Origin of the sequence: Streptomyces sp. NPDC020597, assembly GCF_044335095.1 — a bacterium.
Taxonomy (GTDB): Bacteria; Actinomycetota; Actinomycetes; order Streptomycetales; family Streptomycetaceae; genus Streptomyces.
In genome coordinates this window covers 40508-64940 of sequence record NZ_JBIRUL010000036.1, presented here as the reverse complement: position 1 = coordinate 64940, position 24433 = coordinate 40508, and the positions used below count along the sequence as shown (strand labels likewise).

General features: G+C 74.3%; 1 protein-coding gene. It reads left to right on the top strand.

Annotation, left to right across the window (positions count from 1 at the left end; all coding sequences use genetic code 11):
* Positions 1 to 281: 281 nt before the first annotated feature.
* Positions 282 to 24371, top strand: a complete 24090-nt coding sequence (locus ACH4ZA_RS35725; protein WP_398433309.1) for a type I polyketide synthase — start codon at positions 282 to 284, stop codon at positions 24369 to 24371.
* Positions 24372 to 24433 lie beyond the last annotated feature (62 nt).

Here is a 24433-nt window from a genome sequence, read left to right as displayed (position 1 = left end):
AGCCCGTGCCCCGAACTTCCGTACAGACAGCGGACGTTCGGGGCACCGCCACATCCGGTCCGTCCGACCGGCCGTTGCTCCGGCCTGCGTGAATGGCGGCGGGCTCATGATTTCCAAGGGTTTCCCCAGAGAACCCGGCCGGGTGCCGAGAAAGGCTCCCGGACCGGGTCATGCTGTCCCCACCGCTCGAGGAGCACACCAACAGTCGGACGCCCACAGGGCCCACCGACCACGCGCGGGGACACGTTCCGTCACAGAACCGATCAGCATGGGGGCAGTCCATGACGAATGAAGCGCAGCTTCGGGACTACCTCAAGCGGGTCACCGTCGACCTCCACAACACCCGCCGCAAGCTGCGGCAGTTGGAGGCTCGGGAGCAGGAGCCCGTCGCCATCGTCGGCATGAGCTGCCGCCTGCCCGGCGGCGTCCGCACACCCGACGACTTCTGGGACCTGCTGGCCGGCGGGACCGACGCGGTGACCGACTGGCCCGCCGACCGGGGCTGGTCCACCGCGCCCGGACCGGACAGCGGCGCCGCCGGGCGCCGCCGCGGCGGTTTCCTCGCAGACGCGGACCGGTTCGACCCCGCCTTCTTCGGCATCTCGCCGCGCGAGGCGCTCGCGATGGACCCGCAGCAGCGTCTGCTGCTCGAAGTGGTCTGGGAGGCTTTCGAGCGCGCCGGCATCGATCCCGCCACGCTGCGGGGCAGCCGCTCGGGAGTGTTCGTCGGGTGCAGCGACCAGGGCTACACCTCCGGGCTGCGCGAGGTCCCCGACGACGTCCGCGGCCATCTGCTCACCGGCAACTCCATGTCGGTCCTCTCCGGCCGTGTCGCCTACACGCTGGGACTGGAGGGCCCGGCCGTCACCGTCGACACCGCCTGCTCCTCCTCCCTCGTCGCCCTGCACCTGGCCGCCCAGTCGCTGCGCTCCGGCGAGTGCTCTCTCGCCGTCGTCGGCGGTGTCACCGTCATGTCCAGCCCCGGCGCCTTCATCGAGTTCGAGCAGCAGGGCGGCCTGGCCGGCGACGGCCGCTGCAAGGCGTTCGCCGACGACGCGGACGGGACGGGCTGGGCCGAGGGCGCCGGAACGATCGTCGTCGAAAGGCTCTCCGACGCCCGCCGCAACGGCCATCAGGTGCTGGCGGTGCTGCGCGGCAGCGCGGTCAACCAGGACGGCGCCTCCAACGGCCTCACCGCCCCCAACGGCCTGGCCCAGCAGCGCGTCATCCTCGCCGCCCTCGCCAACGCCGGCCTGCCCGCGTCCGAGATCGACGCCGTCGAGGCGCACGGCACGGGCACCTCGCTCGGCGACCCCATCGAGGCCCAGGCGCTCCTCGCCACCTACGGCCAGGGCCGTACCGCCGACCGGCCCCTGTGGCTCGGCTCGGCGAAGTCCAACATCGGCCACACCCAGGCCGCCGCAGGCGTCGTCGGCGTCATCAAGTCTGTCCTCGCCCTACGGCACGGCGTCCTGCCGCCCACCCTGCACGCCGACAGCCCCTCCCGGCACGTCGACTGGAGCGCAGGTCACGTCCGATTGCTCACCCGGTCCGTCGACTGGCCGCACGTCGACCACCCGCACCGCGTCGGAGTCTCGGCGTTCGGCGTCTCCGGCACCAACGCCCACGTCGTCATCGAGCAGGCCCCCGAAGCCTCCGCGGACGAGACCGCCCCGGAACCAGAACCCCGTGCCGCCCTCCCGGTCCTGCCGTGGCTTCTCTCCGCCCGTGACGAGACCGCGCTGCGCGGCCAGGCCGGTCGCCTCGCCGCCCACCTGACCGAGCGCCCGGACACCGATCTCTACGACCTGGCTGCCTCCCTGGCCACCACCCGCACCGCCTTCGAGACCCGCGCCGTGATCCAGGGCCACGACCGCGCCGAACTCCTCGCCGGCCTCTCCGCGCTGGCCATGGGCGAGCCCGACGCGCGCACCGCGATCGGGACGACCCGGGGTGGTCGGACGGCGTTCTTGTTCGCTGGTCAGGGTGCGCAGCGGGTGGGGATGGGGCGTGGGTTGTATGCGGCGTTTCCGGTGTTCGCGGAGGCGTTCGATGAGGTGTGTGCGCGGGTGGGGGGTGGGTTGCGGGAGGTGGTCTTCGGTGGGGACGTGGAGCTGTTGGAGCGTACGGAGTGGGCGCAGCCTGCGTTGTTCGCGGTTGAGGTGGCGTTGTTCCGTCTGGTGGAGTCGTTCGGGGTGCGCCCGGATTTCCTGATGGGGCATTCGGTCGGTGAGATCGCGGCTGCGCATGTGGCGGGTGTGTTCTCGCTGGAGGATGCGTGCGCGCTGGTGGTGGCGCGGGGTCGGTTGATGCAGGGGTTGGCGTCGGGTGGGGTGATGGTCGCGGTGGAGGCGGCCGAGGACGAGGTGTTGCCGCTGCTGGAGGGCCGTGGGGCCGAGGTGTCGGTCGCTGCGGTGAACGGCCCCCGGGCTGTCGTGATCGCGGGTGCCGAGGCAGCCGTCATCGAGATCGCCGAGCGGCTCAGGGCGTTGGGTCGGCGGGCGTCTCGTCTGCGGGTGTCGCATGCGTTCCATTCGCCGTTGATGGAGCCGATGCTGGACGCTTTCCGTGAGGTCGCGGAGGGCATCTCCTACGGTTCGGCGTCGGTTCCGTTGGTGTCGAATGTGTCGGGGCGGCTTGCTGTGGGGGGCGAGTTGGCGTCGGCGGAGTACTGGGTGCGGCATGTGCGCGAGGCGGTGCGTTTCGCCGACGGGGTCGGTGCACTGGCCGCGGAGGGTGTGACCCGTTTCCTGGAGATCGGTCCCGACTCCACCCTCACCGCACTCGCGCAGAACAGCGTGGCGGACGACGTGCTGTACGCACCGGTCCTCCGCAAGGACGGACAGGAGCTCCGGCATTTCGTGGCGGCTCTCGCGCGACTGCATCTCAGCGGCGCGTCGGTGGCATGGTCCACGCTCCTCCCGGGGGCACGGACGGTCGAGCTGCCCACCTACGCCTTCCGCCGTGACCGGTTCTGGCTGGAGCGTTCCTACGCCGAGGACGGCTCGGCCGTCACCGTCGCCGGCCCGCACCACCGTGTCGTCTGGCGCACGGTCGCCGGTCTGCCCGAAGGTGCGCGGCTGTCCGGCCGCTGGCTGTTCCTGAGGCCCGTGTCCTCGGCGGGCGCGGACGGCTGGGACGGCGCCCTGACCGGCGCACTGCACGACGCCGGTGCGGAACTGGTCGCCGTCGAGCACCACCACAGTGACAGCCGGGCCGAGTTGGCGCGCCGTATCTCCGTGGCCGTCGGCGACGACCCGGTCGCCGGCGTCGTCTCCACCCTCGCCCTGGAGCATGGGGCGAACGGAGACGTGCCGGACGGCGTTCTCGCGACCACGGTGCTCGTCCAGGCCCTCGGCGACGCCGCTGTCCCGGCGCCGCTCTGGACCCTGACCCGGGAAGCCGTCACCGCCACGGCCGGCGATCCGGCCCCGGAACCCGACCAGGCCGCCGTCTGGGGCCTGGGACGCGTCGTCGCTCTGGAACACCCCGACCGCTGGGGCGGCCTCGTGGACCTTCCCGCGACCCTGGACCGGCGTTCGGCCGCCCGGCTGGTCACCCTGCTCGCCGACCGCGCGACGGCCATGGGTCCACGCGAGGACCAGGTCGCGGTCCGATCCGGCGGACTCGTGGGCCGCCGCCTGGTTCCGGCCTCTCCCGCACCGGAATCCGCCTGGCAGCCGTCCGGCACGGTCCTGGTAACCGGCGGCACGGGTGCGCTGGGGGCCCGGGTGGCCCGGTGGGCCGCCCGGGCGGGCGCTGCGCGCCTGGTCCTGGTCAGCCGCAACGGGGACCGGGCGCCGGGCGCCGAGGAGCTGCGCGGCGAACTGCTCGAGGCCGGCGTCGAAGTAACTTTTGCAGCACTGGACCTGACGAACCGTAAGGCACTGCGGGGGCTGCTCGACGCCCACCCCGTGGACGCGGTCGTCCACACGGCAGGGGCGTTGGAGGACGGCGTCCTCGACGGCCTCACGCTGGCCGCCTTCAAGAAGGTCTTCGCCGCCAAGGTCACCGGCGCGCGCAACCTCGACGAGCTGACCCGGGACCGCGAGCTCTCCGCCTTCATCCTCTTCTCGTCCTTCGCCGGCACGGTCGGCTCCGCCGGACAGGCCAACTACGCCGCCGCCAACGCTTTGTTGGACGCCCTCGCGGAGCGGCGCAGGAGCGAGGGGCTGCCCGCCACCTCGATCGCCTGGGGGCCGTGGGCAGGCGGAGGCATGGCCGCCGACGCCGACGCGGAGGTCCGGCAGCTGAGAGGCGGTGTGGGCCTCCTCGACCCTGACCGGGCCCTGGACGCCCTCGCCGCCGCCGCTGGGGACGCGACGACGGCCGCCGCCTTCGTGGCCGACGTCGACTGGAGCCGTTTCGGCACCGCCTTCACGGCGGTCCGCCACAGCCCGTTCCTCGCGGAGGTGTACCGCGCCCCGGCCGGAACCCAGTTCACCGCCGAGACCGTCACGACCGGACTCCAGGCGCGTCTGCGCGGCCTCGCCCCCGAGGCGCGCCTGCGGGAATTGGTCACCGAGGTCCGTGCCCGGGCCGCTGCGGCACTCGGGTACGAGGGCGCCGAGCAGGTGGGTGCGGAGCGGGCCTTCCGTGACCTGGGCGTGGACTCGTTGATCGCGGTGGAGTTGCGCAACGTTCTGGCCTCCGTGTCGGGCGTCACCCTGCCCACGACGGCGGTCTTCGACCATCCGACGCCGCAGGCGCTGGCCGTGTTCATCCACGCCGAGCTGTTCGGGGACGGGACCGCGGCTGCCGCCGCGCCGCAGGGGACCGCTGCGGTCGCGGTGGACGAGCCGGTGGCGATCGTGGGCATGGCCTGTCGTTTCCCTGGTGGCGTCGAGACCCCGGAGCAGTTCTGGGAGATGCTCGTGGACGGCCGCGAGGGCATCGGGGACTTCCCCACCGACCGCGGCTGGGACCTCGACCTGCTCTTCACCCCCGACCCGGACAACCCGTACGCCAGCCACACCGCGCGCGGTGGGTTCCTGTCCGAGGTCGGTCGGTTCGATGCGGAGTTCTTCGGGGTGTCGCCGCGTGAGGCGTTGGCGATGGATCCGCAGCAGCGGTTGTTGTTGGAGACGTCGTGGGAGGCGGTGGAGCGGGCGGGGGTGGACCCCCGGTCGTTGCGGGGGAGTCGTACGGGTGTGTTCGTGGGGACGAACGGTCAGGACTATCCGGCGTTGTTGAGTGTGTCGGAGGGTGACTTCGGCGGCTATGTCGGCACGGGCAACGCCGCGAGTGTGGCGTCGGGCCGGGTGTCGTATGTGCTGGGTCTTGAGGGTCCGGCGGTGACGGTCGACACGGCGTGCTCGTCGTCCCTGGTCGCCCTGCACCTGGCGGGGCAGGCGCTGCGGTCGGGGGAGTGCGACCTGGCGCTGGCCGGCGGTGTGACGGTGATGTCGACGCCGGGCGCTTTCGTGGAGTTCGGTCGTCAGGGTGGGTTGGCGGCGGATGGTCGGTGCAGGGCGTTCGGTGAGGGTGCGGATGGTACGGGGTGGGGTGAGGGTGTGGGTGTGTTGTTGGTGGAGCGGTTGTCGGATGCGCGTCGGTTGGGTCATCGGGTGTTGGCGGTGGTGCGGGGTTCGGCGGTGAATCAGGATGGTGCGTCGAATGGGTTGACGGCGCCGAACGGTCCGTCGCAGCAGCGGGTGATTCGGGCGGCGTTGGGGTCGGCGGGTGTGTCTGCGGTGGATGTGGATGTGGTGGAGGCGCACGGTACGGGGACGCGGTTGGGTGATCCGATCGAGGCGCAGGCGTTGCTGGCGACTTATGGTCAGGGTCGTGACGGCGACCGCCCGTTGTGGCTCGGGTCGGTGAAGTCCAACATCGGTCATACGCAGGCGGCTGCGGGTGTGGCCGGTGTGATCAAGATGGTGCAGGCGTTGCGTCATGGGGTGTTGCCGGCGACGTTGCATGTGGGTGAGCCGTCGTCGCATGTGGACTGGTCGGCGGGTGCGGTGGAGTTGTTGACGGAGTCGCAGCCGTGGCCTGAGGAGGATGGGCGGGTGCGGCGTGCGGGGGTGTCGTCGTTCGGTCTGTCCGGGACGAACGCGCACGTCATCCTCGAACAGGCCCCGGCCGAGCCGGTGGACGAGGTCGAGGGCGCGGGTGCAGGTGAGGGTGCGGGTCTGCCGGTGGTGCCGTGGGTGCTGTCCGGGCGCAGCCCCGACGCCCTGCGTTCACAGGCCATCCGGCTGCTGGACGCCGTAGGGTCCACCCCCGAGATCGACTGCGCCGAGGTCGCCGCAGCCCTCGTCGCGACGCGTACCGCGTTCGAGGAGCGGGCGGTCGTCTGGGGTCGGGACCGTGCCGAACTCCTCGCCGCTCTTGGAGCGTTGGCGGCAGGCGAGGCAGGCTCCCACGTCGTCACCGGAACGGTGGGCGAAGGCCGGACGGCGTTCTTGTTCGCTGGTCAGGGTGCGCAGCGGGTGGGGATGGGGCGTGGGCTGTACGGGGCGTTTCCGGTGTTCGCGGAGGCGTTCGATGAGGTGTGTGCGCGGGTGGGGGGTGGGCTGCGGGAGGTGGTCTTCGGCGGGGACGTGGCGCTGTTGGAGCGTACGGAGTGGGCGCAGCCTGCGTTGTTCGCCATCGAGGTGGCGTTGTTCCGTCTGGTGGAGTCGTTCGGGGTGCGCCCGGATTTCCTGATGGGTCATTCGGTCGGTGAGATCGCGGCTGCGCATGTGGCGGGTGTGTTGTCGCTGGAGGATGCGTGTGCGCTGGTGGTGGCGCGGGGTCGGCTCATGCAGGGGTTGGCGTCGGGTGGGGTGATGGTCGCGGTGGAGGCGGCCGAGGACGAGGTGCTGCCGCTGCTGGCAGGTCGTGAGTCCGAGGTGTCGGTCGCTGCGGTGAACGGCCCCCGCGCTGTCGTGATCGCGGGTGCCGAGTCGGCGGTTGATGAGATCGCGGGGCAGCTCAGGGCGTTGGGTCGTCGGGCGTCTCGTCTGCGGGTGTCGCATGCGTTCCATTCGCCGTTGATGGAGCCGATGCTGGAGGCTTTCCGTGAGGTCGCGGAGGGCATCTCCTACGGCTCTCCGGCGCTTCCGTTGGTGTCGAACGTGTCGGGGCGGCTTGCTGTGGAGGGCGAGTTGGCGTCGGCGGAGTACTGGGTGCGGCATGTGCGCGAGGCGGTGCGGTTCGCGGACGGGGTCGGAGTGCTGGCCGGCGAGGGTGTGACCCGCTTCCTGGAGATCGGTCCCGACTCCACCCTCACCGCACTCGCCCGGACCGCTCTCGGGGACGGTGTCGTCTGCGTTCCCGTGCAGCGCAAGGGCCGCCCCGAAGTCGACGGGCTTTTCGCGGCGATGGCCGCTCAGCACGCCTGCGGACTTCCCGTCCGCTGGGACGGGCTCTTCGCCGGCGTGCGTCCCGCGCCGCTGCCCACGTACGCCTTCCAGCGCACCCGGTACTGGCCCGAGGTGAAGAAGAGCGGCCCTGCGGCGACGGCCGCGGTGACGGCCGGGGAGGACGCGTTCTGGGCTGCCGTCGACCAGGGTGACGCCGACGAACTCGCCTGTGTCCTCGGCCTCGACGGTACGGAGCTGAACGGCGTCGTGCCGGCGCTGGCGGAATGGCGGCGTGCTCAGCTCGCGCGGACCGCCGCGGATGCGCTGCGCTACCGCGTCCGTTGGGATCGTCTGGCGACGGACGGCGGGCGCACGGTCAGCGGTCGATGGCTGCTGCTGCAGGCCGGTGACGACGAGGTGCTGCCCGGCATCGAGGAGTTCGTGCCGGGAGTCGAGCGCGTGGTCTGCGCCGCCGGTACGGAACGTCCGGTGCTGCGCGATCTGTTCGGCGCGGCCATGGCCGACGGTGTTCCCCTCGCCGGTGTGCTCTCGTGCCTGCCGGGTGCGGACAGCGCCCTTGCCCTGGTGCAGGGCCACGGCGACGCGGGTCTCAGCGCGCCGCTGTGGATCGTCACCAGCGGGGCCGTGGCCGTGGGAGCCGGGACCGAGGCCGCCCTCGAGCCCGCCGCGGCCTCCGTGTGGGGCCTCGGTCGGGTCGCGGCGCTCGAACACCCGGACGTCTGGGGTGGATTGCTCGATCTGCCCGCACGGCCGGACCGGCGTGCTCTCGCTAGGGCCGCCGCGGTTCTGGAGGCCGCCGACGAGGACCAGGTCGCGGTGCGCGGCGCCCAGGCCTACGCCCGCAGGCTCGTGCCCGCTCCCGTCCCCGCCGGCACGAAGGAGTGGACGTCCCCGGAGCGCGTCCTGATCACCGGCGGCACCGGCGCCCTCGGTGCGCGCGTCGCGCACTGGGCCGTCGCGCGCGGGGCGCGCGAGCTGGTGCTGACCGGCCGTCGTGGGCCCCAGGCGCCCGGCGCGGACGAGCTGCGCGCGCAACTCGCCGAGCTCGGCGCGCGGGTGGCCGTGGTGGCCTGCGACATGGGCGATCGGGACGCGGTCGAGCGGCTCCTCGCGGAGCACCCCGTGGACGCGGTGCTGCACTGCGCGGGCGTCCTCGACGACGACGTCATCGCCGCCTACTCGCCCGACCGGCTCGCGGCCGTGCTGCGGGCCAAGGCCGTGGCCGCCGACCACCTCGACGAACTGACCCGTGACAGCGGCCTGTCGGCCTTCGTGACGTTCTCCTCGATCGCGGGAGTCTGGGGGAGCGGTGGGCAGGCCGCGTACGCCGCAGCCAACGCCCACCTGGACGCGCTGGTCGAACGCCGTCGCGCGCGCGGCCTGGCCGGCACCTCCGTGGCCTGGGGGCCGTGGGGCGACTCCGGCATGGCCGCCGGCGAGGAGGCGGCGAAGCTGCTGATCCGCCGGGGGCTGCGGCCGCTCGATCCCGCTGCCGCGCTGACCGCGCTCGAACGCGCCCTGGCCGGCCGGGACACGACCGTGGTCGTGGCCGACGTGGACTGGGAGCGGTTCCTGGCCGCCTTCACCACCGGCCGCCCCAGCCCCCTGCTCGCCGTGCCGGCCGACACGGCCGCGGGACCGGCCGCGGACGGCGCCGTCACGGAGGCGGGCAACGTGCTGCGCGATCGTCTCGCGCCGCTCACCGCGGAAGAGCGCGAGGCCGGCCTGCTCGACCTGGTGTGCCGTCGTGCCGCCGCCGCGCTCGGCCACGCCGACCCCGGCGCGGTCACCGTGGGACGGGCCTTCCGAGACATGGGCTTCGACTCGCTCACCGCGGTCGAACTGCGCAACGACCTCACCGCCGAGACCGGCGTTCCGCTGCCGACCACCCTGGTCTTCGACCATCCCACGCCGCTCGCCGTCGCCGAGTTCATGCGGGGCGTGCTGTTCGGAACCGCGGAGGTCCGGCACGAGGTCACGCCGCGGATCGACGACACCGATCCCGTGGTCATCGTCGGCATGGGCTGCCGTCTGCCCGGCGGCATCGACGGCCCCCACCAGCTGTGGGAGCTGCTCGCCGCGGGCGGCGACACCGTCGGCGGGTTCCCCGAGGACCGCGGCTGGGACCTGACGTCCCTGCTCGACGTCAGCGACACCCGCTCCGGCGGCTTCCTGACCCGGGCCTCCGCCTTCGACGCCGCGTTCTTCGGCATCAGCCCCCGCGAGGCCCAGGCGCTCGACCCGCAGCAGCGGCTGGTGCTGGAAACCTCCTGGGAGGCACTGGAGTTCGCGGGCATCGACCCCACCGCCCTGAAGGGCTCGCGCACCGGCGTCTTCGTCGGCGCCGGCAGCTCCGGCTACGCCACCGGTCTGACGGAGATCCCCGAAGGCCTCGGCGGACATCTGCTGACCGGACAGGCGGGCAGTGTGGTCTCCGGGCGTATCGCCTACTGCCTCGGACTGGAGGGCCCGGCCGTCACCGTCGACACCGCCTGCTCCTCCTCCCTGGTCGCCCTGCACCTGGCCGCGCAGTCGCTGCGGTCCGGCGAGAGCGACCTGGCCCTCGCCGGGGGAGTGACGGTCATGGCCGACCCGGGCGCCTTCGTCGAGTTCAGCCTGCAGGGCGGACTGGCCCCGGACGGCCGGTGCAAGGCGTTCTCCGAGGAGGCCGACGGCACCGGCTGGGCCGAGGGTGTCGGCGTCCTCGTCGTGGAGCGGCTGTCCGACGCCCGGCGCAACGGTCACCGTGTGCTGGCCGTCGTCGAGGGGACCGCCGTCAACCAGGACGGCGCGTCCAACGGCCTGACCGCTCCCAACGGGCCGTCGCAGCAGCGGGTCATCCGGCAGGCGCTGGCCTCGGCGGGGCTGTCGCCGCAGGACGTCGACGCCGTGGAGGCGCACGGCACCGGCACCGTCCTCGGCGACCCCATCGAGGCCCAGGCGCTGATCGCGGCCTACGGCCAGGACCGCGACGAGGACCGGCCGCTGTGGCTCGGCTCCGTCAAGTCCAACCTGGGCCACACCCAGGCCGCGGCCGGAGCCGTCGGCGTCATCAAGATGGTCCTCGCCCTGCGCAACGGGATGCTGCCGTCCACCCTGCACGCCGGCCGCCCCTCCTCCCGCGTCGACTGGAACACCGGCCGGGTCCGCCTCCTGGACGAGGCCGTGGCCTGGCACGCCGGCGACCGCACCCGCCGCGCCGGTGTCTCCGCGTTCGGCGTCTCCGGCACCAACGCACACGTCATCCTCGCCGAACCGGCCGCCGCCGGGCAGGAGCCGAGCGCTTCCCCCGTCGGCGGCACGGACCGCGGACGGACCGCGCTGCCGTGGCTGTTGGCGGCGCGCAGCGCACCCGCCCTGCGCGACCAGGCGAGCCGGCTCCTCGCCCACCTGGAACAGCGCCCGCTTCTGGACGCCGCCGACGTCGCGCACTCGCTCGCCTTCACACGCGCGCCGCTCGAACACCGCGCCGTCGTCACCGGCTCCGACCGCGCCGCACTGCTGGCCGGACTCCGTGCGCTCGCCTCGGGAGAGACGAACCCCGCCCTTGTCACCGGGGACACCCTGAGCGGGGGCGGCACCGCGTTCCTGTTCGCCGGACAGGGAACCCAGCGACCCGGGATGGGCCGCGGGCTGCACGAGGCGTTCCCCGTGTACGCCGACGCCTTCGACGCCGTCTGCGGGCACTTCGACGGACTCCTCCCGCGGCCACTCGCCGAGGTGGTGCACGAGGGCGACGCGGACACCCTGAACCGCACCGAGTACGCCCAGCCCGCCCTGTTCGCCGTGGAGGTCGCCCTCTACCGCCTCCTGGAGTCGCTCGGGGCGCGGCCCACGCATCTGATCGGCCACTCGGTGGGCGAGATCGCCGCCGCCCACGTGGCCGGGGTGTTCAGCCTGCCCGACGCCTGCCGCCTGGTCGCCGCCCGCGGCCGGCTGATGCAGGCGCTGCCCGAGGGCGGCGCGATGATCGCCCTCCAGGCGTCCGAGGACGAGGTGCTGCCGCTGCTCGCCGGGTGCGAGGAGGCCATCGGGGTGGCGGCCGTCAACGGACCGCGGTCCGTGGTCGTCTCCGGCGACGAGGACGCCGCTCTCGCCGTCGCCGCCCACTTCGCGGAGCAGGGCCGCAAGACCACCCGGCTGCGGGTCGGTCACGCCTTCCACTCGCCGCGCATGCAGCCGATGCTCGACGACTTCCGGGCCGTGGCGGACAGCGTCGCGTACAGCGAGCCCGGCGTCCCCGTCGTCTCCGATCTCACCGGTCGCGTCGCCGGGCCCGGCCTGCTGACGGACGCCGCGTACTGGGTGCGGCACGTGCGGCACGCCGTACGGTTCGCGGACGCGGTCGCCGCCCTGGAGGAGCAGGGCGTCACCCGCCTCGTCGAACTCGGCCCCGACACCACCCTGACCGCCCTGGCACAGGGGTGCTGGCAGGGCGGCGCGCCGGTCGCCGTGCCCACGCTGCGCGACGACCGCGACGAGGCGGAGACGTTCCTCACCGCGGTCGGCGCCCTGCACGCCCACGGCGCACCCGTCGACCGGCGCGCCGTGCTCGACGCCACCGCGCCGGGCGCCCGTCCGGTGGAGCTGCCCACCTACGCCTTCCAGCACCGGCCGTACTGGATCGAGGCGGGGACGGCAGGCGGCGACCCGGCCGCCGTCGGGCTCATGCCCGCCGGCCACCCCCTGCTCGGCGCGGTCGTCCCGTCCGCCGTCGACGACTCCCTGCTGTTCACCGGCCGCCTCGGCGCCCGGGCCGCGAGCTGGCTCGCCGCACACCGCATCGGCGGCACGGCCGTCGTCCCGAGCACCGCCTTCCTCGAGCTCGCTCTCGCCGTCGGCGGCCACGCGGGCTGCCCGCAGGTTCGGGAACTGGTCCTGGAACGCCCGCTGTCACTGCCCGAGCACGACGCCGTCGCGCTGCAGATCCGCGTGGAGGCGCCCGACGCGCGCGGTGATCGTGCCTTCGCCGTCCACGCACGCCCGTCCGCCGACACCGGCGCCGCGTGGAACCGGCACGCCGCCGGCGTCCTCACGGCGCAGACCGAACCGACCCCGGACCACGACCTGACGGCATGGCCGCCGCCCGGCGCCGAGGAACTGGACACCGAGGGGCTGTACACGCGGCTGCGGGAGGCCGGTCTCGACTACGGGCCCGTCTTCCAGGGCCTGTCGGCCGCCTGGCGGGACCGGACCGCCGTGTACGCCGAGGTCGCGCTCCCCGAGTCCGCCACGGCCGACGCCGGCCGCCACGACCTGCACCCGGCCCTGCTCGACGCCGCCCTGCACCCGTTGGGCCTCGGGACGTTCGACGGCCTGGGCGAAGGACGCATGCTGTTCTCCGCGGGAGCGGTCCACCTCTTCGCCACCGGCGCCACGACGCTGCGCGTCCGCCTGGAGCGCAGCGGGGCGGACACGCTGTCCCTCACCGCCGCCGACGCGGTCGGCGACCCCGTCGTCACCATCGGGTCGCTGCTGCTGCGGCCGGTGCCCGGGGCGCCCGCCGCCCCCGCGCCCGCGGACCGCCCGGAGACCGTGCGCGTCACGGAACCGGGCCGCCGCCGGGCCGCCGCCCGCACCCAGCCCCCCGGCAGCCTCCTCGAACGGCTGGCCGGCCGCCCGGCCGCCGAACGCGAGCGCGCACTCCTCGCCACCGTGCGGGACAGGGTCGCCGCCGTGCTCGGCCACAGCGGTCCCGAAGAGGTGGAACCCGCCAGGCCCTTCACCGACCTCGGTCTCACCTCGCTGACCGCGGTCGAACTGCGCAACGGGCTCAGCGCGGCCCTCGGCGTCACCCTGCCCGCCACCCTCGTCTTCGACCACCCGACGCCGGCCGTCCTCGCCCGCCACCTCGCCGACGACCTGTTCGGCGCCGTCGTCACCGGCGGGCCCGCCGCCCGCGTCCGCCGTGCCGTCGACGACGATCCGATCGCGGTCGTCGGCATGGCCTGCCGCTACCCCGGCGGCATCGCCGGACCCGAGGACCTGTGGGACCTGGTGCGCGCCGGAGTGGACGGCATCTCGCCCCTGCCCACCGACCGCAACTGGAGTCCCGAGCGGCTCTACCACCCCGACCCCGACCACCCGGGCACGGTCTACACCAGGGAAGGCGGGTTCCTCCACGACGCGAGCAGCTTCGACCCGGCGTTCTTCGCGATCAGTCCGCGCGAGGCCCTCGCCATGGACCCCCAGCAGCGTCTGCTCCTCGAGGTGTCCTGGGAGGCACTGGAGCGCGCCGGCGTCGACCCCGTCGCCGCGCGCGGCTCCGACACCGGCGTCTTCGCCGGCGTCACCTACCAGGACTACGTGACGATCCTCGCCGCCTCCGACGACAACTTCGAGGGCTACGTGGGCACCGGCAACTCGCCCAGCGTGCTGTCCGGCCGCATCTCCTACGCCCTCGGTCTCGAAGGCCCGGCCGTCTCCGTCGACACCGCCTGCTCCTCCTCCCTGGTCGCCCTGCACCTGGCCGTCCAGTCGCTGCGCCAGGGAGAGTGCGAACTCGCCCTGGCCGGCGGTGTCACCGTGATGTCGACACCGGGCTCGCTCATCGAGTTCAGCCGTCAGCGCGCCCTCGCGGAGGACGGCCGCTGCAAGCCCTTCTCCGCGGACGCCGACGGCGCGAGCTGGGCCGAGGGCGTCGGCATGATCGTCCTGGAACGCCTCTCCGACGCCCGCCGCAACGGTCACCGGGTGCTCGCCGTCGTCCGCGGCTCCGCCCTCAACCAGGACGGCGCGTCCAACGGCCTGACCGCCCCCAACGGGCCGTCGCAGCAGCGGGTCATCCGGCAGGCGCTGGCCTCGGCGGGGCTGTCGCCGCAGGACGTCGACGCCGTGGAGGCGCACGGCACCGGCACCGTCCTCGGCGACCCCATCGAGGCCCAGGCGCTGATCGCGGCCTACGGCCAGGACCGCGACGAGGACCGGCCGCTGTGGCTCGGCTCGTTGAAGTCCAACATCGGGCACAGCCAGGCCGCCGCAGGCGTCGGCGGCGTCATCAAGATGGTCATGGCCCTGCGCGAAGGGATCCTGCCGCGCACCCTGTACGCGGACGAACCGACCCCGCACGTCGACTGGAACGCCGGCCGGGTCCGGCTGCTGAACGAGGAACAGCCCTGGCCCGTCACCGGCCGCGCCCGCCGCGCCGGGGTGTCCTCCTTCGGCATGAGCGGCACCAACGCGCACGTCATCGTCGAGCAGGCCCCCGATGCGCCGGAGTCGCCCGCCGAGCGGACCGCGCTGCCCGCCGTCCCGCTGCTGCTGTCCGCCCGCACGCCCGCCGCGCTGCGCGCCCAGGCCGTCCGGCTGCGCGCCCACCTGCGCGCCCGGCCCGGCACCTCGCTCACCGACCTCGGCTACACCCTCGCCGTCGGACGCGCCTCCTTCGCCCACCGCGCCGCCGTCCTGGCCGACGACGCGGAGCGGCTCGACGAGACGCTCGCCGCGCTCGCCGCCGACGGACCGCTCAGCGCGCCCGCGGTGGTCGGCGCGGCCCTCCCCGGAGGCGACGAACCCGTGCTCGTGTTCCCGGGACAGGGAGCCCAGTGGGCCGGCATGGCCCGCGAACTCCTTCACGAGTCAGCGGTGTTCGCCGAACTGATCGACCGTTGCGAGCAGGCGCTCGCCCCGCACGTCGACTGGTCTTTGACCGCGGTGCTGCGGGGCGACGACGACGCCGCCGACCTCGGCCGCGTCGATGTCGTCCAGCCCGCCCTGTGGGCCGTCATGGTGGCGACCGCCGCTCTGTGGCAAGCCCACGGCGTCCGTCCGGCCGCCGTCGTCGGACACTCCCAGGGCGAGATCGCGGCCGCGTGCGTCGCCGGCGCCCTGAGCCTGGAGGACGGCGCCCGCGTCGTCGCCCTGCGCAGCCGGGCCATCACCGGCATCGCCGGAACCGGCGGCATGATGTCCGTGCCGCTGCCGGCCGACGACACCCGCGCCCGCATGGCGCCGTGGGCGGACCGGCTCGCCGTCGCGGCCGTCAACGGACCCGCGTCCGTCGTCGTCTCCGGCGAGGCCGGCGCGCTGGACGAACTGCACGTCGCCCTCACCGGCGACGGCATCCGGGCCCGCAAGGTCAACGTGGACTACGGGTCGCACTCCCCACAGGTCGAGGCGATCCGGGACACCGTCCTCGCCGCACTGGACGGCATCACGCCGCGGGAGGCGGACATCCCCTTCCGTTCCTCCCTCACCGGCGACTGGTTCGACACCACCGGGCTGACCGCCGACTACTGGTACGCCAACCTGCGCGAGACCGTCCGCTTCGAGGAGGCCGTGCGCGGCCTGATCGCCGCCGGACACCGCACCTTCGTCGAGGTCGGACCGCATCCCGTGCTCGCGGTCGGACTGCGGGAGACCCTCGACGCGGCCGGAACGGACGGCGCCGTCCTCGGTTCCCTGCGACGCGACCGGGGCGACCTCAGGCAGTTCCTCAGCGCGCTCGCCGAGGCCCACGTCCACGGCGTCGGCATCGACTTCGAAGCGGTCTTCGCCGGCACCGGCGCCACTCGCGCCGACCTGCCCACCTACCCGTTCGAACACCGGCGTTACTGGCCGAACCTGCGGGAAGCGGTCGCCGCCGACCTCGCCGCCGACGGCGGGCTCACGGCCGACTCCGTCGAGGCCCGCTTCTGGCAGACCGTGGAGCAGGAGGACCTGGAGAGCCTGACCGACGCCCTCGACCTGCCCGCCGACGCCCCGCTCAGCAGCGTGCTGCCCGCGCTGGGCAGCTGGCGGCGCGCCCGCCGGGCACTGGCCACCACCGACGCCCTGCGCTACCGCGTCGCCTTCACGCCGCTCGACCTCGGCCCGGCCGCCCTCACCGGAACCTGGCTGCTGCTCACCCCCGCCGACGCCGCCGACGCCGCCGGCCACACCGCGCTCGCCGACGCGGTCGCCGACGCGCTGGCCGCGGGCGGCGCCCGCACGGTCCGGCGGATCGTCCTGCCGGACGGCGGCGCCGACCGGGCCACGCTCACGGGCCTCCTCACGGCCGACGAGGACACGGGACGCATCGACGGCCTGCTCTCCCTGCTCGCACTCGACACCCGCGACCACCCCGCCCACCCGGCCGTCCCGGTCGGCCTCGCCTCCACGCTCGCCCTGGTACAGGCACTGGGCGACCTCGGCGTCGACGCACCCCTGTGGTGCGCGACCCGCGGCGCCGTCGCCGTGGGCGCGGCCGATCCCGCGCCGGACGCCGCCCAAGCCCTCGTCTGGGGCCTCGGCCGGGTCGCCGCCATGGAGCACGCCGAGCGCTGGGGCGGTCTGATCGATCTGCCCGCCGCCCTCGACGCCCGCTCCGCCACCCGGCTGGCCGCCGTCCTCGCCGACCCCGGCCAGGAGGACCAGATCGCGCTGCGCGCCACGGGCGCCCACGGCCGGCGGCTGGTCCACGCCCCGGCCGCGGACGTCGTCGCCGAGAGCTGGAAGCCCCGCGGAACCGTCCTGGTCACCGGGGGCACGGGAGCCCTGGGCGGGCACGTCGCCCGTTGGCTCGCCGACCGCGGCGCGACCGGTCTGGTGCTGGCCGGCCGCCGCGGCGCCGACGCACCGGGCGCCGTCGAACTGCGGGACGAACTCACCGCCCGTGGAGTGGACGTCACCCTCGCGGCCTGCGACGTGGCCGACCGCACCGCCCTCGCCGGCCTGCTCGCCGCGGTCCCCGCGGACCGGCCGCTGGACGCGGTGTTCCACGTCGCCGGCGCCCTCGACGACGGCGTGATCGAATCGCTCGGCGCCGACCGCATGGAACCCGTCCTGCGCGGCAAGGCCGCCGCCGCACGGGCCCTGCACGAACTCACCCGCGACCTCGACCTCTCCGCCTTCGTCATGTTCTCCTCCACCGCGGGCGTCCTCGGCGGCGCGGGACTCGGCAACTACGCTCCCGGCAACGCGTATCTCGACGCCCTCGCCGCCGAACGCCGTGCCGCCGGACTTCCCGCCACGGCCGTCTCCTGGGGTCTGTGGGCCGAGGGCGGCATGGTGGGAGACGCCGCCGGCGACCGCATGCGCCGTTACGGAGTGCACCCCATGGACACCGCCGAGGCCTGCGAGGCCCTCGGCCGCGCCCTCGACCTCGGCGACACCCACGTCGTCGTCACCGACCTGCGCTGGGACACCTACGCGCTGTCCTTCGCCGCCCCGCGGCCGACCCGCCTCCTTGACGAACTGCCCGCCGCACGCCGGGCGTTGCAGACCGTGCGGCAGGACACGACCGCTGCGGCCGAGGTTTCGTCGCTGCACGCCCACCTGACGGCCCTGCCCGACTACGAACGGGCCGGTGCCGCCCTGGAGATCGTGCGCGGACACGTCGCGAGCGTCCTCGGATACCCCTCGGCCGACGCCGTCGAACCCGAACGCCCCTTCACCGACCTGGGCATCGACTCGCTCAGCGCCATCGAACTGCGCAACGGCATGAACCGCGTCACCGGCCTGCGCCTGCCGAGCACCCTCGTCTTCGACCATCCCGACTGCCGGACCCTGGCCGACTTCCTGCTCGCCCAGATCGCCGACGACACCGCACCCGCGGCGCCCGACGAAGCCCGGCGCCGCACCGCGGTCGAAGACGACCCGATCGCCGTCGTCGCCATGGGCTGCCGGTTCCCCGGGGGCATCGACACCCCCGAACAGCTGTGGCGGATGCTCCTGGACGGCGAAGAGGGCCTCGTCCCCTTCCCCGAGGACCGCGGCTGGGATCTCGACGCCCTCCACCACCCCGAGCCCGGGAAGGGCGGCGCCGTCCACACCCGGACCGGCGGGTTCCTCAGCGACGCGGGCGGATTCGACCCGGCGTTCTTCAACATCTCGCCGCGCGAGGCCGTCGCGATGGACCCGCAGCAGCGTCTCCTGCTGGAGATGGCGTGGGAGACGTTCGAGCGGGCCGGGATCGATCCGCGGTCGCTGCGCGGCAGCCGGACCGGGGTGTTCGCCGGGACCAACGGCCAGGACTACACCGGAATGCTCGCCGCGTCGGGCGAGGACTTCGAGGGCTACATGCTCACCGGCAACGCCGCCAGCGTCGTCTCCGGCCGGCTGTCCTACACCTTCGGGCTGGAAGGCCCGGCGGTCACCGTCGACACCGCCTGCTCCGCCTCCCTCGTGGCCCTGCACCTCGCCGCGCAGTCCCTGCGCAACGGCGAATGCGACCTCGCCCTCGCCGGCGGCGTCACGGTCATGGCCTCACCCGGTCTGTTCGTGGACTTCAGTCGTCAGCAGGGGCTGGCGGTGGACGGTCGGTGCAAGGCGTTCGCGGAGGCGGCGGACGGGACGGGGTTCTCGGAGGGGGGTGGTCTGCTGTTGGTGGAGCGGTTGTCGGACGCGCGTCGGCTGGGGCATCGGGTGCTGGCGGTGGTGCGGGGTTCGGCGGTGAACCAGGACGGTGCGTCGAACGGGTTGAGTGCGCCGAACGGGCCTTCGCAGCAGCGGGTGATCCGGGCGGCGTTGGCGGACGCGGGTGTGTCTGCGGTGGATGTGGACGTGGTGGAGGCGCACGGTACGGGGACGCGGTTGGGTGATCCGATCGAGGCGCAGGCGTTGCTGGCGACTTATGGTCAGGGGCGTGAGGGTGGTCGGCCGTTGTGGTTGGGGTCGGTGAAGTCGAACATCGGTCATACGCAGGCGGGTGCCGGTGTGGCGGGTGTGATGAAGATGGTGCTGGCGATGCGGTCGGGTGTGGTGCCGGCGACGTTGCACGTGGATGAGCCGTCGTCGCATGTGGAGTGGTCGGCGGGTGCGGTGGAGCTGGTGACGCGGGCGCGGGTGTGGGAGGAGGAGGCCGGGCGTCCGCGGCGTGCGGGTGTGTCGTCGTTCGGTATCAGCGGCACCAACGCGCACGTCATCCTGGAGGGCGTCGCCGACGAACCCCCCACCGCAGGACCGAACACCGAAGGACCGGACACCGACGAACCACACACCGAAGGACCGCACGCCGACGACGCGGGCGCACCGCCCGTCCCCTGGGTCCTCACCGCACGCAGCCGTGACGCCCTGTGCGCCCAGGCCGCCCGACTCGTCGAGCACCTGCGGGAGTCGCCCGACACGACCGTCGCCGACATCGGCCTGTCACTCGCCGCGACCCGCACCGTCTTCGAGCACCGCGCCGTCGTCCTCGGGGCCGACCGGGCGGCGCTGACCGACGGACTGCGGCTGATCGCCTCCGGCGAGAGCGGACCGCACACGGTCACCGGCGTCCGCCGCGGTGAGGGGAAGACCGCCTTCCTCTTCTCCGGACAGGGCGCCCAGCGACCGGGCATGGGACGCGGACTGTACGAAGCGTTCCCGGTCTACGCGGACGCCTTCGACGCCGTCTGCGCCCACCTCGGCGACGAACTGCGCGACCTCGTCCTCGGCGGCGAGGCCGAGGAGCTCGACCGCACCGAGTGGACCCAGCCCGCGCTGTTCGCCGTCGAAGTGGCCCTGTACCGCCTGCTGGAGTCGTGGGGCGTCCGCCCGGACCACGTCGCCGGCCACTCCGTCGGCGAGATCGCGGCCGCCCACGTCGCCGGAGTGTTCTCCCTCCAGGACGCCTGCGCCCTGGTCGCCGCCCGCGGCCGGCTCATGCAGGAACTCCCCTCCGGCGGCGCGATGTTCGCGCTCGAAGCCACCGAGGACGAGGTACGGCCCCTGCTGGAGGGGCTCCGCGACGCGGGCATCGCCGCGGTGAACGGCCCGCGCTCGGTGGTCGTCTCCGGCGCCGAGGACTCGGTCGCCGGGATCGCCGCGCACCTCGCCGCGGCCGGGCGACGCACCACCAGGCTGCGGGTCAGCCACGCCTTCCACTCCCCGCTCATGGAGCCGATGCTCGACGCGTTCCGCCAGGTCGCCGCGAGCATCGCCTACGAGGCGCCCCGGATGTCGGTGGTCTCCAACGTCACCGGCGGCGCCGCCGGCGCCGAACTCCAGGACCCGGAGTACTGGGTGCGCCACGTGCGGGAGGCCGTCCGCTTCGCCGACGGCGTCCGCTGGCTCGCCGAGCACGGCGTCGACCGGTTCCTGGAGGTCGGTCCCGACGGCACCCTCACCGCGATGGCGCAGAGCTGCCTGCCGGACGCCGAAGGCGCCCTCCTCGTGCCGTCGCTGCGCAAGGACCGTGCCGAGCGCGAGACGCTGCTCGACGCCGTCGCCCGGGCCTTCGCGCACGGCCTGCCCGTGGACTGGCCGCGACTCTTCGACGGCGCCGCCGCCCGCACCGTGCAGCTGCCCACGTACGCCTTCCAGCGCCGCCGTTTCTGGCCGGGGCCGCCCCTGCTCCTCGGCGACGTCACCTCCGCGGGGCTGGGCGCGAGCAGCCACCCCCTGCTGGGCGCGGCCGTGGAACTCGCCGACGGCGACACCCAGGTCCTCACCGGCAGGCTCGCGCTCGGCAGCAGCCCGTGGCTCAAGGACCACGCGCTCACCAGCACCGCCCTGTTCCCGGCGACCGGATTCCTCGACCTGGCCCTGCACGCGGGCGCCCGGACCGGTTGCGAACACGTCGCGGAGCTGACGATCCTGGCCCCGCTCACCCTGCCCGCCCAGGGCGGTGTCCAGGTCCAGGTACGGGTCGAGGCCCCGGACGCCACCGGCGCCCGCCCCCTGACCGTGCACGGCCGTCCCGACACCGCCGAGGCCGGCACGCCGTGGACCCTGCACGCCGGCGGCCTGCTGACCGTCGCCGCCGAACCGGCGGCCGCACCGTACGACTTCACCGTCTGGCCGCCCGAGCACGGCACGGAGGTCCCGCTCGACGGCTTCTACGAGGCCTTCGCCGACCGCGGCCACCTCTACGGCCCGCTGTTCCAGGGCCTGACCCGGGTCTGGACGCGCGGCGAGGAGGTGTTCGCCGAGGTCGGGCTGCCCGCTGACGCCACCCCGGCCGCCGACGCCTTCGACCTGCACCCGGCCCTGCTCGACGCCGCGCTGCACGCCGTGATGTTCGTGCCCATGAAGGACGCCGGACGGCTGCCGTTCTCGTGGAGCGATGTGCGCGTGGACGCCGTCGGCGCCTCGGCGCTGCGGCTGCGGATGGTCCAGGAAGGCCCCGAGGCCGTCGGCCTCGCCCTCGCCGACCCGACGGGACGCCCGGTCGGCTCCGTCGGCTCGCTCACCCTGCGCGAGCTGACCGGCGATCTGGCGGGCTCCACCGTCGGCGCCCCGGACCGCCAGGGCCTTTACGAACTGCACTGGCAGCCGACGGCCTCGGCGGACGCCGTCGCGCCGGCCGCATGGACGATCGTCGGCGCGGACGGGACGCAGGCGATGGCCGACGCTCTGCGGGCCGCCGGTCACACCGTGCGCCGTGTCGCCGGCCTCGACGCCCTGGCACAGGCCGGGGAGGTGCCCGACACCGTCCTGTACGCCGTGCCCGTGATGGCGGACGTCCCGGGCGACGCCGCCGGACTCGTCGACGCGACCCGCGCGACCCTCGCCGAGACGCTCGCCGTCGTCCGGCAGTGGGCGGACGACCCGGTGTTCGCGCACGCCCGGCTCGCCGTCGTCACCCGTGACGCCGTCCCCGCAGACCCCCGGCCGGCCGACCCGGCGCAGGCGGCCGTCTGGGGCCTCGTGCGGGCCGCCCGCACCGAGAACCCGGGCCGTTTCGTCCTCGCCGACACCGACGCCGGCGACGCCTCGGTGAGGGCGCTGCCCGCCGCGCTCGGCGACGACGCGTTCGAACTCGTCGTCCGGGACGGAGCGGTGGCCGCACCGCACATCGTCCCGCTGGCCGCCGACCGTGCCCTCCTCCCGCCCGCCGGCCCCGGCGCCTGGCGGCTCGGTGTGGAACACAAGGGCAGCCTGGACGGACTGCGCCTCGAAGCCTGCCCCGAGGCCGACGCGGCGCTCGCCCCCAACGAGGTGCGCATCTCGATGCGCGCCGCCGGCGTCAACTTCCGCGACGTCCTCACCGCGCTCGGCATGTACCCCGGCGACGCCACCGCGATCGGCCTGGAGGGCGCCGGCGTGGTCACCGCGGTCGGCGCCGACGTGACCGCCCTCGCCCCGGGGGACCGGGTGATGGGCATGTTCGCCGGCGCCTTCGGGCCCGTCGCGGTCGCCGACGCCCGGATGGTCGTGCGGATCCCGAAGGGCTGGAGCTTCGCCGAGGCCGCGACCGTCCCCATCGCCTACCTCACCGCCTACTACGCGCTGGTCGACCTGGGCGGACTCGAGCCCGGCGAGAGCGTCCTCGTCCACGCGGCGGCCGGAGGAGTCGGCTCGGCCGCAGTCCAGCTGGCCCGGCACCTCGGCGCCGACGTCTACGGAACCGCGTCGCCCGCCAAGTGGGACGCGCTGCGCGCAGCCGGCCTCGACGACGCCCGTACCGCCTCCTCCCGCGACCTCGGCTTCGAGGAGCGGCTGCGCACCGCCACCCACGGCCGCGGTTTCGACCTCGTCCTCGACTCGCTGGCCCGGGAGTTCGTCGACGCCTCCCTGCGGCTGCTGCCGCGCGGCGGCCGCTTCCTGGAGATGGGCAAGACCGACGTACGCGACCCCGGACAGGTCGCCGCCGACCATCCCGGCGTCGTCTACCGGGCGTTCGACCTGATCGAGGCCGGCCCCGACCGGATCGGCGAGATCCTGGCCGACCTGGCCGACCTGTTCGGGCGCGGCGTGCTCAGGCCGCTGCCGATGACCGTATGGGACGTACGCCGGGCGCCCGACGCGTTCCGGTTCGTCAGCCAGGCACGGCACATCGGCAAGGTCGTGCTGACCCTGCCGACCGAGCCCGACCCGGCCGGCACGGTCCTGCTGACCGGCGGACTCGGCGGACTCGGCCGCATCACGGCCCGTCACCTCGTCGCCGAGCACGGTGTACGGCACCTGCTGATCGCCGGCCGGCGCGGCCCTGACGCGCCCGGCGCCACCGAACTGCGCGCCGAACTCGCCGAGTTGGGAGCCGACGTCACGGTAGCCGCCTGCGACGTGGCCGACCGCACCGCGCTCGCCGCGCTCCTCGCGGGCGTCCCCGCCGACCGGCCGCTCACGGCCGTGATCCACACCGCGGGTGTCCTCGCGGACGGCGTGCTGTCCTCGATGACACCGGACCGACTGGACCAAGCGCTGCGGCCCAAGGCCGACGCCGTGGTCGCACTGCACGAACTGACCCGCGATCTCGACCTCGCCCGGTTCGTGGTCTTCTCCTCCGTCGCCGGAACGTTCGGCGGAGCGGGACAGGCCAACTACTCGGCCGCCAACGCCTTCCTGGACGCCTTCGCCCACCACCGGCGCGCCCAGGGCCTGCCCGCCGTGTCGCTCGCCTGGGGCACCTGGCTGCCCGAGGCGGGCATGACCGGAGAACTCGCCGACACCGACCGCGAACGGCACGCCCGTACCGGCATGGTGCCGCTCGGCGCCGCCACCGGCATGCGGCTCCTCGACGCCGCCGTCGCGACCGACCGGGCCGCACTGCTGCCGATGGACCTGGACCCGGCCGCGCTGCGCGCACACCACGACGCCCTGCCGGTGCTCCTGCGCGGCCTGGTCCGCACCCCCGCCCGGCGCCGCGCCACGGCAGCCGGGGCGACGCCCGCCGCGGGGACCCCGCTGTCGCTCGCCGACCGGCTGGCTCCGCTGCCCTCCGCGGACCGCGACCAGCTCCTCCTCGAGGTGGTCGCCGAGCAGGCCGCCGCCGTCCTCGGACACGGCTCGGCGGCCGACATCGATCCCGAACAGACCTTCCAGGAACTGGGCTTCGACTCGCTGACGGCGGTCGAGCTGCGCAACCGGCTCGGCGCCGCCACCGGCCTGCGGCTGCCCGCCACCCTCGTCTTCGACTACCCGACCGCCCTGGCCCAGGCCCGGTACCTGCTGAACGAACTGCCCCTGCCCGAGCCGCCCGGCACCGCGCAGGCCCTCCTCGCGGAGATGGACCGCCTGGAGGGCTCCCTGGCGGACGCCGACATGGCCGGTGAGGACCACGAGAAGGTCACCGCCCGGCTGCGCGAGCTGCTCTCCCGCTGGCAGGGCGAACCCCGCGTGGCCGCCGCCGTCCCCGCCGCACGGGACGAGGAGCTCGCCGACGTCGAGACGGCGGGCGACCTCTTCGACCTGATCGACCGCGAGCTGGGGGACGCATGAGCACCCCGCAGATCCCCCGCACGCACCCGACGCCCCGGCCCCGCCCGGTTCAAGGAAGTGAC

Bases quoted from the DNA above. Each gene is read 5' to 3' on its own strand.
- ACH4ZA_RS35725 (WP_398433309.1), top strand. From the start codon at position 282: ATGACGAATGAAGCGCAGCTTCGGGACTACCTCAAGCGGGTCACCGTC.